This window comes from Bordetella sp. N (assembly GCF_001433395.1).
Lineage (GTDB): Bacteria > Pseudomonadota > Gammaproteobacteria > Burkholderiales > Burkholderiaceae_B > Bordetella_C.
The window spans coordinates 785,984-802,329 of record NZ_CP013111.1; the positions used below are offsets into that span (position 1 = coordinate 785,984).

Consider the following 16,346-nt stretch of genomic DNA (forward strand, 5'->3'; position numbering starts at 1 on the left):
ACGGCAGTCCGGCCTGAAAAGGCCGGACCTCGCTGCCTGTCAGCCCTCGACGGGCGTGATCACCTTGCCGGTCTTCAGGAAAGACTCCAGGTTTTCCACCATCAGGTCTTCCATCGCCTTGCGGGTTTCCACCGTGGCGCTGCCAATGTGCGGCAGCAGCACTGCCTTCTCATTGGCCTTGAGCGCGTCCGGCACCTTGGGCTCCTGCTCGAACACGTCCAGCGCGGCATTGCCCAGCTTGCCCGACTCCAGGGCTTCGACCAGGGCGGCTTCGTCGATGACGGGGCCGCGCGCGATGTTGATGATGGTGCCCGTCGGGCCCAGCGCTTCCAGCACTTCCTTGTTGATCAGGTGGAAGGTGGCCGGGCCGCCCACGGTGGCAACCACCAGGAAGTCCGCCCACTTGGCCAGCTCGACCAGCGACGCTTCGTACTTGTAGGGCACGCCCTCGCGCTCGCGGCGGCTGTGGTAGCGCACGTCCATGTCGAAACCCAGGCCGCGCTTGGCAATCGCTTCACCGATGCGGCCCAGGCCGACGATGCCCAGCTTTTTGCCGCTGACGCGGGTGCCCAGCGGAATGCCGCCATGCACCTGGCCCCATTGGTTGGCGCGCACGAAGCGGTCGCCATGGGCGATACGGCGGGCGCCGGCCAGCATCAGGCCCCATGCCAGGTCGGCCACGCAGTCGGTCAGCACGTCAGGCGTATTGCTCACCTGGATGCCGCGCGCGTGCGCGGCCTTGATGTCCAGGGTTTCATAGCCCACGCCCCAGCTGCAGATGGCCTTGAGGTCGGGCAGGGCGTCGATCAGCTCGGCCGAGCAGCCGTAGTTGGCGGAAGTCACCAGGGCGTTGATGCCCTTGCCGTGCTCGGCCAGGGCCGCCTTGCGATCCGGAAATTTCCAGAGTTCGACGATGTCGTATGCGCGCGCCAGACGGTCGTTGGCGGTGGGCGAGCCGGCATACGAGCCGACCTGAAGGATGCGAGGCTTGGCAGTCATGATGTCTGTATCAGTAGCTGAGTGAGTAAGAAGGGGAGGGAAATCAGAAGGGGGCGGCACCCCGGTGTTGGCAGCCCACGCGCCTTGCCTGCGGCAAGGCGCGTGGGGTTCGTGAATGCTACTCCATCTTGATGCCGCTCTTGGCGATCACTTCCTGCCAGCGCTTGACCTCACCCTGCTGGAAAGCGGTGAAGTCGGCGGGGCTGTTGGCGACCACTTCGAAACCCAGGCCGGCCAGCGTTTCCTGGACTCGCTGGTCGCGCAGGGTCTTGCGCAGGGCTTCGGAAAGCTGGTCAACGACGGGTTTGGGGGTGCCGGCCGGCACGGCGAAGCCTTGCCATGAGTAGACGACCATGTCCTGCAAGCCGGCCTGCGCCATGGTCGGCACGTCGGGCAGTTCAGGGATGCGCGCATCGCCCGTGGTGGCCAGGGCCTTGAGCTTGCCCGCCTTGATGTGGGTCAGCACCGCGCCCAGGTTCTGGAAGGACACGTTGACCTGGTTGCCCATCAGGTCGCTGATGGCGGCGGCGCCGCCCCGGTAGGGCACGTCCACCCCGGTGGTGCTGGTCTTCTGGCGGAACAGCACGGCCGACAGGTGATCGGACGAACCGGTGCCCGACGACGCATATGACACCGCGCCTGGATTGGCCTTGGCGTAGGCCACCAGCTCGTTGACGTTGTTGGCTGGGAATTTCGGAGCGGCAACCAGCACATTGGGGTTGCGCACGGCCTGGGTCAGATACGTGAAGTCCTTGCTGGGGTTGTACGACAAGTTCTGGTACAGCGCCTGATTGATGGCGAAGGTGCCGATCGAACCGACCATCATGGTGTAACCGTCAGCGGCTGCGCGGGCCAGCGCCTGGGCGCCGATGGCGCCGTTGGCCCCTGGCTTGTTTTCCACCAGGAAGGTCTGCTTGAGCTGTTGCGACAGGCCGGGCGTGACGGCCCGCGCGGTAATGTCCGAAGAGCCGCCTGGCACGAAAGGAACGATGACGGTGACGGCTTTGTCGGGGTAGGATGCGGCCTGGGCTGTGCCGGCGCTTGCCAGCAGCAGTCCCGCGGTGACTGCTGCAAGCTTGCGGATGATGGGTTTCATGTTGTCTCCTGGTTTTTTTATCGCGGGTCCCGCCTTGGCTGGGCGTATGATGCCCGCGAACGGAGCTTATGTGATCGGTTGTCCGATGTCTAGCTTGTTAAACAACCGTATCTCTCCTCGTTTAGATGTCAACCAAGTATACTGACGGCCCTTGGGGCGAGGCGCCTCTGCTTGAGGAGAGACCATTGTCCAGAACCCGTAGTGTTTCCGCCTCGCCGCCCGCTTCCGTGTCGTCCGCTAATGCCCCCGCTCAGGAAACGCGTCTGCCGGTCCTGGACCGCGGCCAGCGGGTGCGGCTGGGTGACCAGCTCTATGGGCAGATCTTCGACCAGATCGCCTCGGGCCGCTTGAATGTCGGCGACAAGCTGCCTTCCGAACATGAAATCTGCGAGCAGTTCGGTGTGTCGCGGCCCGTGGTCCGGGAGGCCTTGCTGCGCCTGCGCGCCGATGGCCTGGTCAGCGCCTACCAGGGCTTGGGCACCTTCGTCAGCCACCAGCCCGCGCCGCGTCTGAAGACCCTTGGGGATGTGCAGAACGTCGGCGCCTACCTGCGCGCGCAGGAGGTGCGCGTGGCCCTGGAGGGCGATGCCGCGCGCCTGGCCGCCTTGCGCCGCACGGATGAACAGTTGAAGAAGATCGCCGATGCCGCCGCGGCATTTGCCGAGGGCCTGGCGAATGGCTCGGCCGCGGGCCCCGGCAGGGTATCGGCCGAGGCCGACCTGGCTTTCCACGCCAGCATCGCCGAGGCCAGTGGCAATGATTTCTACCTGGCCGTGCTTGAAACCATCCACGAGTCCATCCAGGGCTTCATGCGCCTGTCCTTGAACCTGACCCGCACCGGCTCGCGCCAGCGCGCCGAGCGCGTGGTGGACGAGCATGCCGCCATCCTGGGCGCGATCCGCGAACAGGACGGCGAGCGCGCGCGCGTAGCGATGCAATTCCATCTGGGCCAGGCGCGGCACCGTTTGGTGGATAGGGAAAAAGATTAGGATGATGCCCACCCCGAGGCGCTGCGCGCCTCCCCTCAAGGGGCGCACAAGCGGACCGGCAAAGCCGGCTCCGCTGTGCCCCGATGGTCATGCATCGGTCGGCGTTCTTGAAGGTGAATAATTTTTAGTTCCAAAGGAGACTGGACGTGGCGAAGGAAGGAATAATGCGGGGAGGGGTCAAGGAGAGCGACATCTTCAAAGCCCCCTTGGACAAAGTGCGCGAACAGATCCTGCAGGTGCTGCAGGCCTGGGGCATGCCCGCCGACCTGGCGCGCACCACCGCCGAGCTGATGAGCGAAACCGACGCCTTGGGCGTCGACTCGCATGGCATCTCCATGCTGCCCAGCTACGAAGACAAAGTACGCGCCGGCACCCTGAACATCGCCGCGCGCGCGAGCGTGGTCCGTGACAGCCCCGCCAGCGCCTTGCTCGATGCCCAGGGCGGCCTGGGCTATCCCGCCGCCGCGCAGGCCATGAACCTGGCCGTGGACAAGGCCCTGGCGCAAGGCGTCGGCGCCGTGGCCGTGCGCAACTCCCATCACTTCGGCGCGGCCGGCGTGTACGCGCGCATCGCCGTGCGGCGGGGTGTCGTGGGCCTGGTGACCAGCAGCGCGAATGGCGTGATCATGGTGCCGACCGGCGCGGCGCGGCCGATGCTGGGCACCAACCCCTTGTCCTTCGCGGCGCCGGCCGGCAAGCATGAGCCCTTCGTGCTGGACATGGCCACCACCACCGTCGCGGCCAACAAGGTCAAGGTCTACGACTTTCATGGCAAGGACCTGCCGCCGGGCTGGGCCGTCGATGGCGCGGGGCAGCCGGTGACCGACTCGGCCGAGGCCATGGCCTATATCTTCGATCGTCCGGAGGGTGGGCTGACGCCGGTGGGCGGTACGCCCGCGATGAGCAGCCACAAGGGCTATGGGTTGGCGATGATGGCGCAGATCCTTGGATCGACGCTGACCGGCAGCGAATTTGCCTTGACCTATGCGCAGCGGCGCCAGGCGGGGCAGCCTGACAATATCGGCCATTTCTTCCTGGCCTTGAACCCGGCCGCCTTCCGTGCCGCCGGCGAGTTCGAAACCGATCTCGACCAGATGATCGACGCCGTACACGACATGCCGCGCGCCGATCCCGCCGTGCCCGTACTGGTGGCCGGCGAGCCGGAAGCCGCGCAGCGCGCCCGCCGCGAAGTGGAGGGCGTACCGATTCCGCCAGCCCTCGATCAACGGCTACGCGCCATCTGCGAGCGCGCCGGCGCCCCGTATCTTCTGCGCAACTGATTCAGAGGCAAATTCAACCAATGGTCCTCCCCGGACGTAAGAACGCGATCCAGCCGGGCGCCGCGGAGCCGGCTTTGCCGGTCCGCCAGCGCGCCCCCTGGGGGGAAGGCGCTTTGCGCCTTCGGGGGGGCCTTCTTTAGGAAGCCCGCATGACTTCACCTTTACCCAATCGTTTCCGCCAGCGCATCCTTGCGCGTGAGCGGGTCATCGGATTCTGGATGTGCATGTCCAGCCACATCACGGCCGAACTGGCCGGCCTGGCCGGTTATGACTGGCTGCTGCTGGACGGCGAGCACTCGCCCAATGAAATCCCGATGTTCCTGCAGCAGCTCCAGGCCGTGCAGGGCAGCGCTGCCGCGCCCGTCGGACGGCCGACGCAGAACGATCCAGTCGAAATCAAGCGATTCCTGGATATCGGCTTCTACAACTTCCTGATTCCCTTCATCGAATCCGCCGACGAGGCGCGCCTGGCCGTGGCCGCGACGCGTTATCCGCCCGAAGGCATACGCGGCGTGGCAGGCATGCATCGCAGCAACCTGTACGGCACGGTGCCGAACTACCTGAAGACGATCAACGACAACATCTGCGTGCTATTGCAGATCGAAAGCCAGAAGGGCGTTGACGCGATCGACGAGATCGCCGCGGTGCCTGGCGTGGATGGCATCTTCATCGGCCCGTCCGACCTGGCGGCCGCCTTGGGACATCTGGGCAATCCCAATCATCCTGACGTGCAGAAGACGATCCGGCATCTGTACGAGCGCGCGACCGCCCACGGCAAAGCCGTCGGTATCCTGGCGCCCATCGTGGAGGACGCCAAGCGCTATATCGACATGGGTATGCACTTCATCGCCGTCGGCACCGACCTGGGCGTGTTCAAGCAGGCTACGTTCGCCTTGCGCGAAACGTTCCGGTAAACGGAAGGGCGATAAAAGGAAGGGCTATAAGTCAAAGGGCTGATTCCGTAAGGACTCAGCCCTTGATTTGCCTTTCTTGCCTTGCTTGTTGCGCAACGCATGCCTTAATGCATCATCACGAACCTGGGTTCGGATGGATCGAAGGCATACGAATGCGCGTCATTCACCTGTGCGCTTGGACCAGTGGTCCTGCGCAAGGCTGCGTCCGGATCCGGGGATCCAGACAAAGAACAATCAGGCCAGGGCCTTGACGGCGGCAGCCAGGCGGCTCTTGTGGCGAGCGGCCTTGTTCTTGTGGATGATGTTCTTGTCAGCAACGCGATCGATCACGCTGGTCGACTTTTGCAGCACAGTAGCGGCGGCAGCCTTGTCGCCCGCTTCAATGGCTTGGCGCACGCGCTTGATGGCGGTACGCAGCATCGAGCGCAGGCTCGAGTTGTGCTTGTTGCGCTCGACGGATTGACGGGCACGCTTGCGGGCTTGGGCAGTGTTGGCCATATTGCTATTAAGTTAAGAATTCGGCAAAGCTCAACATTCTAACAAGAATCGAGGCGAATGCAAGCATTTGTCGAGGGTCAGACTGGACGGATACCCAGCAAAGCTGCCGGGCGGCGAGTGCGGGAACGGGCATGTTGCCGTCCTGCAACGGGTAGCACAACGTAAGGCAGTGCTTGAACAGAGCAGACGCCGTTGGCGGCGGTTTTTTAATGTCTTGGTGTACTCAGGGGCTTACTACAGGTGCTTACGCCTGCAGCACGTCGATGGAGACGAGCCACGGCAAGCGCTTGATTGTAATAGGAATCGTGCGCGCCAGGGTAGCCAGCGCCGCATCGGAGTCGTCCAGGGGAAACTGGCCGGTGACCAGCAGCCCGCCGGCGGCCATGGAAACGCGCAGCAGGCCGCTGCGATACGGCCGCAAGGCCGCCACGATGTCGGCCAGGGGGCGGTTGCGTACGGCGATCCAACCCGTTTCCCAGGCGGCGTCGGCCATGAGTTCCGCACGGGGCGTGTCGATCTGGAAATCATCGAAGCGGGCGCCGGTGCCCGAGCCGACCGTGGCGCGGGCCTGGCCTTGCGTGGAAATCTCGACTTCATGCTCGTGGACCACGACCAGCGACCGGCCCGCCTGCTGGCGCACCATGTAGCGGGTGCCGAGGGAGCGCACCGAGCCCTGTTCGGTATGAATCAAGAACGGCCGATTGGGATCGCGCGCCACGGACACCGTCACGGCCCCTTCCAGCAGGCGTACGTTGCGGGCGGGGCCGGCGAAGTCCAGCGCGATGCGGGTACGGGCGTCCAGCAGGATCTGGCTGCCGTCGGACAGCAGGTACTGGCGGCGCTCGCCGGTCGCCGTGGCGGCATCGGCCGTCAGGTTCTTCAGCGGATACAGTTCATTGGCCAGGCTGATGCCGACCAGGCCGGCCGCCAGCGCGCCACCGCCCACCAGCATGCGGCGCCGCATCGCGCCATGCGTCAGCGCGGGGGCGATCAGCGGGGTGTTGGCCGCCGGGCGCGGCGCGCCCATGGGTAGCCGGCCCGCGCTGGCCAGCGCCTGGCCTTGCGGCTGATTGGCATAGCCAGCGGGATAGAAGTCGCTCAGGCGGCCGAAGGACGAGCCCAGCGCCGACGTCAGCTGGCTCCAGGCCTTCTCGTGCAGGGGATCCGAATCCCGCCACGCCATGAAGTCCGCGTAATCGGCAGGCGAAGCGCGGCCGGAACGCAGCAGCAGCAGCCAGTTGACGACCTGGTCTGCTACGGGCGAAGAGGGTTCCGGTAATGCGTCCTGTCTCAATGGCGTTCCAGGGCGGGCTTCGGTGATATAAGGGGATATTGCATTGTAAATCGGATTGTAAATATTAAAGCGTTTTCTGATCTATGGGGCATTTTTCCCAATGAATTTAAAGAGAAAACGCGTTAGATCCTCCAAATGGATGAGGACCCCAATCCGAAATATACGGAAATTTATTGAAATATGGCTAATTTCGGGGACGGGCCTAGGGGTATTCCGGAGCCCGTCCGTCCCGGGCGCTAGTGGGTTTCGATGGCGCGGCGGGTGAAATCGCGCGGCCGCAGGCCGACCAGCAGCAGGACGGCGCCGTAGGTGGCGGCGCTGCCGGCCAGAACCACGGCCAGCCACAGGGCGCGTTGGCCGCTGTGAGCCTGCAGGGCGACCCAGTCCAGATGACGGTCGGCATAGATCAGCACCGCGGCCATGGCCAGCAGCGCCGGAATCACGCGCAGGATGAAGCCGCCCCAGCCGGGGCCCGGCCGGTAGACGCCCCGGCGCAGCAGCAGCGTAAGCAGCATCAGGGCGTTGATGCACGCGCCCAGGCCGATGGCCAGGGCCAGGCCGGCATGGGCCATCCGCGGCACCAGGACCAGGTTCAGGCATTGGGTCAGCACCAGGACTGCCACGGCCACCTTCACCGGGGTGCGGATGTCCTGCCTGGCGTAGAAGCCGGGCGCCAGGATCTTCACCGACAGCAGGCCGATCAGGCCCACGCCGTAGGCCATGACCGCGATGCGGGTCTGGGCCACGTCATGGGCGGAGAAAGCGCCGTAGTGGAAGAGGGTGGCGACCAGGCCGTCCGACAGCAGCGCCAGTCCGACCGAGCCGGGCAAACCCACCAGCAGGGTCAGCCGCAGGCCCCAGTCGAGCAGGTTGCTGTAGGCCTGCGTGTCGGCGCGGGCATTGGCGGCCGACAGGCTGGGCAGCAGCACCGTGCCCAGCGCCACGCCCAGCATGGCGGTGGGGAATTCCATCAGGCGGTCCGCATAGGACAGCCAGGTGACGCTGCCGGCGGGCAGCCACGTCGCGATATTGGTGTTGATCAGCAGCGAGATCTGCGCCACCGACACGCCCAGAGTGGCCGGCAGCATCTGCTTGAGGATGCGCTGCACCGTGGGGTCGGCCCAGGCTTCGCGCACCCGCCAGGAAAAGCGCGGCGCCATGCCCAGGCGGACCAGGGCGACCCACTGGATGGCCAGCTGCAGGACGCCACCAACCAGCACGCCGATCGCCAGCGCGTAGATGGGCGGGTCGTAGTGCGGCGCCAGCCAGATGCAGGCCACGATCATGGCCACATTGAGCAGCACCGGCGTGAACGCCGGCACGGCGAAGTGGCGCCAGGTATTGAGCACGCCTGAAGCGAAGGCCACCAGGGACATGCACAGGATGTACGGGAACATCACCCGCGTCATCCAGACGGCGCCATCGAAGCCGGAGGCGTCGGCGCCGCTGCGCAAGCCGCTGGCCATGGCCGTCACCACCCAGGGGGCGGCCACCATGCCGATCACCGTGACGGCCATCAGGACGACGGTGAGCAGCAGCGCGACCTTGTCCAGCAAGGGCCGGACGCCGTCGTCGCCGTGCTTGGTGCGCGCCGCGCCCAGGATGGGCACGAAGGCTTGCGCGAACGCGCCTTCGGCGAACAGCCGCCGCAACAGGTTGGGGATGCGGAACGCCACCCAGAACGCGTCGGTCAGTGGGGCGGCGCCAAAGGCGCGCGCCACCAGGATGTCGCGGACCAGGCCCGCGATACGCGACAACAAGGTAAAACTGCTGACCGTCGAGGCCGAGCGCAAAAGGCTCATGACTGAATTCTAGGTGGACAAGGGAAACATGGCTGCGCACCAACCCTGAGTAACAAGGCCCGGGTAATACCCGGGCCTTGATTATCCGGATCCGCGCTCTGCGGAACGTTTACTTCGGGGGCATGCGGATGGCGCCATCCAGACGGATGGTTTCGCCGTTCAACATGTCATTCGTGATGATGCTCTGCACCAGTTTGGCGTAGTCTTCCGGGCGGCCCAGGCGGGCCGGGAAGGGAATGCTGGCGGCCAGCGAGTCCTGAACTTCCTGCGGCATGCCGAAGATCATGGGCGTGCCGAAAATGCCGGGCGCGATGGTCATGCAGCGGATGCCGACCTTGGACAGGTCGCGCGCGATCGGCAGGGTCATGCCGACCACGCCGGCCTTGGACGCGGCGTAGGCAGCCTGGCCGATCTGGCCGTCGTAGGCGGCCACGGACGCGGTGTTGATCAGCACGCCGCGTTCGCCGGTGGCTTCGGGCGTGTTGCTGCCCATGGCTTCGGCGCACAGGCGCATCATGTTGAAGCCGCCGATAAGGTTGATCGAGATGACCTTCTGGAACAGGTCCAGCGCGTGCGGACCGTTCTTGCCGACGATGCGGGCCGCGGGGGCCACGCCGGCGCAATTGACCAGGCCGAACAGGGGGCCGATGGCGACCGCGGCGGCTACCGCCGCCTTGCCGTCGGCTTCCTGCGTGACGTCGCAATGGACGTAGTGCTGGCCCAGTTCCTGCGCCAGCTTGCCGCCCAGTTCGTCCTGCAGGTCGGCGATCACGACCTTGGCGCCGTTGTCGACCAGCATGCGCACCGTGCCGGCGCCCAGACCCGAAGCGCCGCCCGTGACGATGAATACCTTATTGGCGATTTCCATGGTTGCGCCTCAGCTTTGCAGGGCGCCGAAGACGCGCGACTTGATCTCGTCGACCGCGCCGACGCCGGATATCTTGCGGTAGCGCGGCGCTTGCTGCGCGTCGGCCTTGGCCCAGTTGGCGTAGTAGTCCACCAGCGGACGGGTCTGGTTGCGGTAGACCGTCAGGCGATTGCGCACGGTTTCCTCGCGGTCGTCGTCGCGCTGCACCAGGTCTTCACCGGTGACGTCGTCCTTGCCTTCGACCTTGGGCGGGTTGAAGCGCACGTGGTAGCTGCGGCCGCTGGCCGGGTGCACGCGACGGCCGCTCATGCGTTCGATGATGTCGTCTTCGGGGACTTCGATCTCGACCACGTAGTCCAGCTTGACGCCGGCGTCCTTGAGGGCGTCGGCTTGCGGGATGGTGCGGGGGAAGCCGTCGAACAGATAACCCTTGCCGCAGTCCGGCTGGGTCAGGCGGTCGCGCACCAGGCCGATGATGATTTCATCGGAAACCAGGCCGCCCGCATCCATGATCTTCTTGGCTTCCAGGCCCAAGGGCGTGCCGGCCTTCACCGCGGCGCGCAGCATGTCGCCGGTGGAGATTTGCGGAATGCCGAATTGCTGGGTGATGAAAGCGGCCTGAGTGCCTTTACCGGCGCCAGGGGGGCCGAGCAGGATGAGACGCATGAGAGCTCCTGGGATGGGTGTGTATTTTGTGGTTGGGCCGATTATGCCGCAATGCGCGCCGAACTGCCCCGCTGTCGCCGGGCTAGCCCGCTTGGGATAGGCCCTTATAACCGATTCGTATAGGCGCGCCGTACGCGCTCCAGGTCTTCCGGCGTATCCACGCCCGCGGCGGGCGCCTGGTTGACCTGGTGCACCACGATGGCATGGCCATGTTCGAGCGCGCGCAGTTGTTCAAGCGCTTCCCAGCGTTCCAGCGTGCCTTGCGGCAAGGTGGGGAAGCGGCGCAGGAAACCGGCGCGATAGGCGTAGATGCCGATGTGATGCCAGGCGGGCAGGCCGGGCGCCAGCAGGCGGTCGCCGCTGGCCAGGGCGTCGCGCGCCCAGGGGACCGGCGCGCGCGAAAAATACAGCGCGCGGCCATCAGCGGCGCAGACGGCCTTGACGACGTTGGGGTTGAACAGGGCAGCCGCGTCGGCAATGGGGCACGCCGCGGTGGCGATGGCGGCGTCGGGACGCGCGGCCAGGACACTGGCCACGGCGTCGATCAGTTCGGGTTCGATGAGCGGTTCGTCGCCCTGCACGTTCACCACGATGGCGTCGTCGGCCAATTGCAGCGTCTGCACGACCTCCGCCAGGCGATCGGTGCCGGTCGGATGGTTGGCGCGCGTCATCAAGGCTTCAACGCCGTGCGCGCGCGCGGCTTGCGCCACGCGTTCGTCATCCGTGGCCACCAGCACGCGCGTGGCGCCCGAGGCGGCCGCGCGTTCGGCGGTGCGCACCACCATGGGCTTGCCCGCGATGTCGGCCAGCGGCTTGTCGGGCAGGCGCGTGGAGGCCGCCCGGGCCGGGATGATGGCGATGAAGCTCATTGCGGCTGGTCGGCGGGGGTGCGTTCGCCATCGAGCGAGCGCGCCTCGGACTCCAGCATGACCGGGATGCCGTCACGCACGGGGAACGCCAGGCGGTCCGCGTTGCAGGTGAGTTCAGCCTGTTGGCGGTCGTATTGCAGGCGGCCCTTGCAGATGGGGCAGACGAGGATGTCGAGCAGTCTTGATTCCATGGGCGGAATTCTAGTGCAGATTGGCGGGCTGCGGCGGCTGCGGGGACGAATGCAGGACGCCAACCAGCCAATCGAAGAACTGGGGATCGGAAAAACGGGGCACGGCCGGCACCACCCACAAACGGTTGTCGCCCAGCCCCAGGCATTTGACCGCGTCCTTGGTGGTGACGAGGATCAGGTCGGCCGGCACGCGGCGAAAGGGCGAGTGGGTGTAGCTGTAGTGATCCGGCAGGGGCACGGTGGCGGCCAGCGGCATGCCGCTGGCGCGCAGCGACGCGAAGAACCGTTGCGGGTTGCCGATGCCCGCGGCCGCGGCGATGCGATCCTGCGCGAAGTCATCGCGCAATTCCCACAAGGTCCGGCGCTGGCCGTCGCGCAGGCGCCAGGCCTCGGTCAATTCCATCCACATGTCGACATGGCGCGGGCGCCGGGATGCCGCGGCAGTCGATGCCGGTGCGGTCGCGGACATGGGGGACGCCGCAACCGTTGCGCCCGTTGCAAGCGTCGCGGTCGCGGCCGGCGGCGTGACCGCCTCGGCCACGTTGTCGATGATCACGTCCACGTCGGCCAGCCGGCTGGGCGGTTCGCGCAGCGGGCCGGCCGGCAGCAGGCGGCCGTTGCCGACGCCACGGTCGTCCTGCACCACGATCTCCACGTCGCGCGCCAGGGCCAGGTGCTGCAGGCCATCGTCCGAAATGATGACGTCGACTTCCGGGTGCGCGCTGAGCAAGGTGCGGGCGGCGCGCGGGCGGTCGGGGTGCACCGAGATGGGCGCGCCGGTGGCGCGGGCGATCAGGGCCGGTTCATCGCCGAAGCGGTCCGCGGACAGGTCGCCCCGGCCCACGTGGGCATGCTGGCCCACCTTGACGCCGTAGCCGCGGCTGACCACGCCCGGCGTGTAGCCACGGTCGCGCAAGGCCTTGACCAGGGCCACCACCACCGGCGTCTTGCCGGTGCCGCCGACGTAGATGTTGCCCACCACGATCACGGGCACCGGCGCGCGGTAAGCCTGGCGCCAGCCGCGCCGGTACGCCGCGCGCTTGAACGTGACACCGACCCAGGCCAGGGCGGACAGGGGCAGGAGCAGATTGGACAGCCAGCCGCCGCGTTGCCATTGCTGCTGGATCAGGCGCGTAGACAAGGCACTCACCGAAAGGCACTCACTGAAAGACACTCACAGGGCGGTCACCGCGCGGTTTGCGTGGCGAAGTTGACCCGGGCGATACCGGCCTGGCGGGCGGCTTCCATCACATTGACCACCGTCTGGTGCGTGGCCAGGGCGTCGGCATTGATGACCAGCACGGGGTCCTGGCGGCCGGCCGCGACGGTGCGCAGCGCCGTGGCGATGTCCGTGGCGGTGCTGGCGTCCAGCAGCTTGCCGTCCAGGGCGTAGTGGCCGTCCTGGCTGATCGCCACTTCGATGGGCGTCGCCACCTGCTGCTCGGCGGCGGCCTGGGGCAGCGTCACCTTGAGCTGGCTGAAACGGGCGAAGGACGTGGTGGCGGCCAGGAAAATCAGGATGACCAGCAACACGTCGATGAGGGGGATCAGGTTGATCTCCAGCTCATCGCCATGGCGGGATCGCGATCCGCCGAAGTTCATGACAGGGCGTCCTGGAACATCGGGTCGCGGAGGCCGGCGTCTTCATCGCCGCCGCGCGGACGGCTGCCGCCCAGGATGCGGGCGGCGCGGCCGGCGGCCTGCTCCATCTGGTGCAGATACCCGTCGATGCGGCCGCGCAGGTAGCGGTGGAAGATCATGGCCGGGATGGCGATGAGGATGCCGAAGCCGGTGTTGTACAGGGCGACCGAGATGCCGTGGGCCAGTTGCGCGGGGTCGCCGCCCACCGGGGAGTAGGAGCCGAAGATGTCGATCATGCCGACCACCGTGCCGAACAGGCCTAGCAGCGGCGCGATCACGGCGATGGTGCCGAGGGCGGCCACGTAACGGTTCAGGTCATGGGCGACGGCGCGGCCGACGTCCTCCACCGCGCTGCGCAGCTCGTCGCGTGGCGCATTGCGGTAGCGCAGGACCTCGGCCAGGACGCGGCCCAGCGGAGAATTGCGTTCCAGCCGGTTGAGGGCTTCGGGGCTGTCCTGGCGATTGCGCACCATGTCCATCACCTGGGCGAGCAGGCCGGACGGGATGACCAGGCTGCGGCGCAGGGACAGCAGCCGCTCGAAAATGAGGGCCAGGCACAGGACCGAGGTGGCGAGCAAGAACCAGATGGGCCAGCCGGCGTCGCGGAGGATGGACAGCAAAAGGGAGCTCCAGGAAGGGCGCCGCGGGAGCGTCCCGAGGGCAGGAAATCGATGTAAGAAGGGCGAACTGTACCGGGCGGGATGCCGCCCTGGCAATAGCGGCTCTTGGCCGGTCGGCCGTCCGGACGAGGCCGGAATCTATCCACAGATTCTGTGGATAATTCTGTGCAGAAATCGGCCGGAACCCGCATTCATGCGGGCTGCGCGTCGGCATCGGCTTAGGGTAAAAAATTGGAGTTTTTCAAGTATTTCAATAAAATCAACAACTTGGGGCTGTTTCTTAAAGTAAAAGTAGATACTGGGTGAGGATTTCGGACCAGGGTATCATTCAGCCCGTGTTTCTTTGGCCTGTGGAAAGGTTTGGCCCGGAAAGCCTTATGACAATTGAATTTACGGTCAAAGACGACGTATTTACGCGGGATATCCTGACGGTTGCCCAACTGAACCAAGCGGTGGGGCGGATCCTGGATCGGAATGTCCCGGCCCTGTGGGTTCGCGGGGAGATTTCCAATTTCACGGCGGCGTCGTCGGGCCACTGGTACTTCACCCTGAAGGACAACCAGGCGGCGGTGCGCGGTGTCATGTTCCGCGGCCGGGCGTCGGCGGTCGGCTTCACGCCGCGCGCCGGCGACAAGGTCGAGGTGCGGGCCCGTGTCACGCTGTACGAACCGCGGGGCGATTACCAGCTGCAGATCGACGCCATGCGGCGGGCCGGGCTGGGCGACCTGTTCGAGGCCTTTCTGCGCCTGAAGCAGAAACTGGAAGCCGAAGGGCTGTTCGACGAGGCGCGCAAGCGCCCGCCGGTACTCCTGCCGCGCGCCATCGGCGTGGTGACGTCGCTGCACGCGGCCGCGCTGCGGGACGTGCTGACCGCCCTGGCGCGCCGCGCGCCGCAGGTGCCCGTGTTCATCTATCCGGCCCCGGTGCAGGGTGCCGATTCGGCGCCGCGCCTGGCGGCCGCCATCGCCGCCGCCAACCGGCGTGCCGAGGTCGACACGCTGTTGCTGGTGCGCGGCGGCGGCAGTATCGAAGACCTGTGGAGCTTCAACGACGAAGCGCTGGCGCGGCAGGTGGCGGACAGCGCCATCCCCATCATCTGCGGGGTCGGCCATGAGACCGACTTCACCATCGCCGACTTCGTGGCCGACGTGCGGGCGCCCACGCCGACGGCCGCGGCCGAGCTGGCCTGCCTGCCACGCCAGGAGCTGTACCAGCGCGTGCGCGTGATGGCGCGCGAGCTGCAGCGGGTGCAGCAGCGCCTGCTCGATCGGGCCGCGCAGCGGCTGGACCGCGCCGCCGGGCAACTGGAATCGCCGCAGCAGCGCCTGGCGCATCAGGCCGACCGCCTGGCAGCCTTGCGGCATCGCCTGATCAGCGCCTGGCCCGGCCCCCGCGCACGGCGGCAGGCGCGGCTGGACATGCTGCTGGCGCGCCTGCGCCACCGCGGGCCGGACGTGGCCCGTGCCGGCGAAGCCGTGGCCCGGCAGTCGCGGCAGTTGCTGCAGGCGCATCGGCGTTTGCTGGAGCAGCGGCGCAGCCGTTTGCAGTCCTTGGCGGCGCAGTTGCGCGCCTTCGATCCCGGTCAGGTGCTGGCGCGCGGCTACGCCTTGGCGCGCGACGGCGAGGGCAGGCTGGTGCGCGACGCGGCGAACCTGGCGGCCGGGCAACGCCTGTCGCTGGAGTTCGCGCGTGGCGGCGTGCAGGTCGACGTGGTCGATGACCAGGGCAAAGCGGGCGGCTCGGGCGACAAGGGCGGCAAGCCCCCCAAAGCCGCCAAAGCCAGCAAAGTCTCCCGGAGCGCCAGCCAGGACGACCAAAGCGCCCAAGGCGACCTGCTTGCTTGAAGCAGCGCCTGCGCCAGACGAGGACTGTTCAGCGCTCACTCCAGCGGCCGCGCCAGCGGAATATCCTAAGACCAAATTTTTATCCCGCGTCCCCGCAGGGATAAAACGGTGTCCCCCAAAACAGCCGATACAATGCTCGGCTGTGATCGTGCTCTCAACCAAGAAGGAACCGAAAATGGCGCACACGCTTCCCCCCTTGCCTTACCCCCTGGATGCCCTGGCTCCCCGTATTTCCAAGGAAACGCTGGAGTTCCACTATGGCAAGCACCATCAGACCTACGTCACCAACTTGAACAACCTGATCGGCGGCACCGAGTTCGAAAACGCCTCCCTGGAAGACATCGTCAAGAAGTCCTCCGGCGGCGTGTTCAACAACGCAGCCCAAGTCTGGAACCACACCTTCTACTGGAACTCCCTGTCCCCCAAGGGCGGCGGCGAACCCACCGGCAAGCTGGCTGACGCCATCAACGCCAAGTGGGGCAGCGTCGACGCTTTCAAGGAAGCGTTCAACAAGTCGGCCGCCGGTAACTTCGGTTCGGGCTGGACCTGGCTGGTCAAGAAGGCCGACGGTTCGCTGGACATCGTCAACACCAGCAACGCCGCCACCCCCCTGACCACCACCGACAAGCCCCTGCTGACCTGTGATGTCTGGGAACACGCGTACTACATCGACTACCGTAACGCGCGTCCCAAGTATCTGGAAAACTTCTGGGCACTGGTGAACTGGGAATTCGCCACCCAGAACCTGGGCTGATCCCGGTTTGTCGCGTCGACC

At 66.4% G+C, this 16,346-nt stretch carries 16 protein-coding genes and 1 pseudogene; 5 read left to right on the plus strand and 12 right to left on the minus strand.

The features are described from left to right. Positions 1-39: 39 nt before the first annotated feature. Both ASB57_RS03415 and ASB57_RS03420 read right to left on the minus strand, forming a co-directional pair. Positions 40-999: a 2-hydroxyacid dehydrogenase gene (locus tag ASB57_RS03415; protein ID WP_057650575.1), complete on the minus strand. Its 960-nt coding sequence runs from the start codon at positions 997-999 to the stop codon at positions 40-42. 118 nt (positions 1,000-1,117) lie between these two features. After that, positions 1,118-2,095 carry a tripartite tricarboxylate transporter substrate binding protein gene (locus tag ASB57_RS03420; protein WP_057650577.1) on the minus strand — a complete coding sequence of 326 codons (978 nt, stop codon included), beginning with the start codon at positions 2,093-2,095 and terminating at the stop codon, positions 1,118-1,120. Between the two features lie 227 nt (positions 2,096-2,322). Between ASB57_RS03420 and ASB57_RS03425 the strand changes: the two genes are divergently transcribed. The 3 genes from ASB57_RS03425 (at position 2,323) to garL (ending at position 5,278) form a co-directional block, all read left to right on the plus strand. Beyond that, positions 2,323-3,084, plus strand: coding sequence for a FadR/GntR family transcriptional regulator (locus ASB57_RS03425; RefSeq protein ID WP_057655880.1), 762 nt, complete (start codon positions 2,323-2,325; stop codon positions 3,082-3,084). Between the two features lie 164 nt (positions 3,085-3,248). Beyond that, positions 3,249-4,364 (plus strand): Ldh family oxidoreductase, encoded by a 1,116-nt coding sequence (locus ASB57_RS03430; RefSeq protein WP_057650579.1) that lies wholly within the window; start codon positions 3,249-3,251, stop codon positions 4,362-4,364. 149 nt (positions 4,365-4,513) lie between these two features. Next, positions 4,514-5,278: a 2-dehydro-3-deoxyglucarate aldolase gene (gene garL / locus ASB57_RS03435; protein WP_057650582.1), complete on the plus strand. Its 765-nt coding sequence runs from the start codon at positions 4,514-4,516 to the stop codon at positions 5,276-5,278. A gap of 234 nt (positions 5,279-5,512) precedes the next feature. Here garL and rpsT read toward each other — a convergent pair whose 3' ends face one another. From rpsT to ASB57_RS03485, 10 genes are all read right to left on the minus strand, one after another. Continuing rightward, a complete protein-coding gene (rpsT, locus tag ASB57_RS03440) occupies positions 5,513-5,776 on the minus strand; it encodes a 30S ribosomal protein S20 (protein WP_057650583.1) in 264 nt (87 codons plus the stop codon). 244 nt (positions 5,777-6,020) lie between these two features. Beyond that, positions 6,021-7,070, minus strand: coding sequence for a FecR domain-containing protein (locus ASB57_RS03445; RefSeq protein ID WP_057650586.1), 1,050 nt, complete (start codon positions 7,068-7,070; stop codon positions 6,021-6,023). A 236-nt stretch (positions 7,071-7,306) separates the two neighbouring features. Continuing rightward, positions 7,307-8,872 (minus strand): murein biosynthesis integral membrane protein MurJ, encoded by a 1,566-nt coding sequence (gene murJ, locus ASB57_RS03450; protein WP_057650587.1) that lies wholly within the window; start codon positions 8,870-8,872, stop codon positions 7,307-7,309. A gap of 109 nt (positions 8,873-8,981) precedes the next feature. Continuing rightward, on the minus strand, positions 8,982-9,740 hold the full coding sequence (locus tag ASB57_RS03455; RefSeq protein ID WP_057650589.1) for a 3-hydroxyacyl-CoA dehydrogenase: 759 nt from the start codon (positions 9,738-9,740) through the stop codon (positions 8,982-8,984). 9 nt (positions 9,741-9,749) lie between these two features. Then, entirely contained in the window at positions 9,750-10,406 is a 657-nt protein-coding gene (gene adk / locus ASB57_RS03460) for an adenylate kinase (RefSeq protein WP_057650591.1), read from the minus strand. A 104-nt stretch (positions 10,407-10,510) separates the two neighbouring features. Next, positions 10,511-11,275 carry a 3-deoxy-manno-octulosonate cytidylyltransferase gene (gene kdsB / locus ASB57_RS03465; RefSeq protein WP_057650593.1) on the minus strand — a complete coding sequence of 255 codons (765 nt, stop codon included), beginning with the start codon at positions 11,273-11,275 and terminating at the stop codon, positions 10,511-10,513. Beyond that, positions 11,272-11,466, minus strand: coding sequence for a Trm112 family protein (locus ASB57_RS03470; protein WP_057650595.1), 195 nt, complete (start codon positions 11,464-11,466; stop codon positions 11,272-11,274). Before ASB57_RS03470 ends, kdsB begins: the two co-directional genes overlap by 4 nt. 10 nt (positions 11,467-11,476) lie before the next feature. Further along, on the minus strand, positions 11,477-12,607 hold the full coding sequence (lpxK, locus tag ASB57_RS03475) for a tetraacyldisaccharide 4'-kinase (protein ID WP_197424941.1): 1,131 nt from the start codon (positions 12,605-12,607) through the stop codon (positions 11,477-11,479). Between the two features lie 44 nt (positions 12,608-12,651). Beyond that, entirely contained in the window at positions 12,652-13,068 is a 417-nt protein-coding gene (locus tag ASB57_RS03480) for a biopolymer transporter ExbD (RefSeq protein WP_057650599.1), read from the minus strand. Next, positions 13,065-13,727, minus strand: coding sequence for a MotA/TolQ/ExbB proton channel family protein (locus ASB57_RS03485; RefSeq protein ID WP_057650601.1), 663 nt, complete (start codon positions 13,725-13,727; stop codon positions 13,065-13,067). The genes ASB57_RS03480 and ASB57_RS03485 overlap by 4 nt, the downstream gene beginning before the upstream one ends. 377 nt (positions 13,728-14,104) lie before the next feature. Between ASB57_RS03485 and xseA the strand changes: the two are divergent. Together xseA and sodB are read left to right on the plus strand one after the other, a co-directional pair. Continuing rightward, positions 14,105-15,454: pseudogene (gene xseA, locus ASB57_RS03490) on the plus strand (exodeoxyribonuclease VII large subunit); the annotation flags it as partial. Positions 15,455-15,746: 292 nt separating this feature from the next. Next, positions 15,747-16,325 (plus strand): superoxide dismutase [Fe], encoded by a 579-nt coding sequence (sodB, locus tag ASB57_RS03495; RefSeq protein ID WP_057650603.1) that lies wholly within the window; start codon positions 15,747-15,749, stop codon positions 16,323-16,325. Positions 16,326-16,346 lie beyond the last annotated feature (21 nt).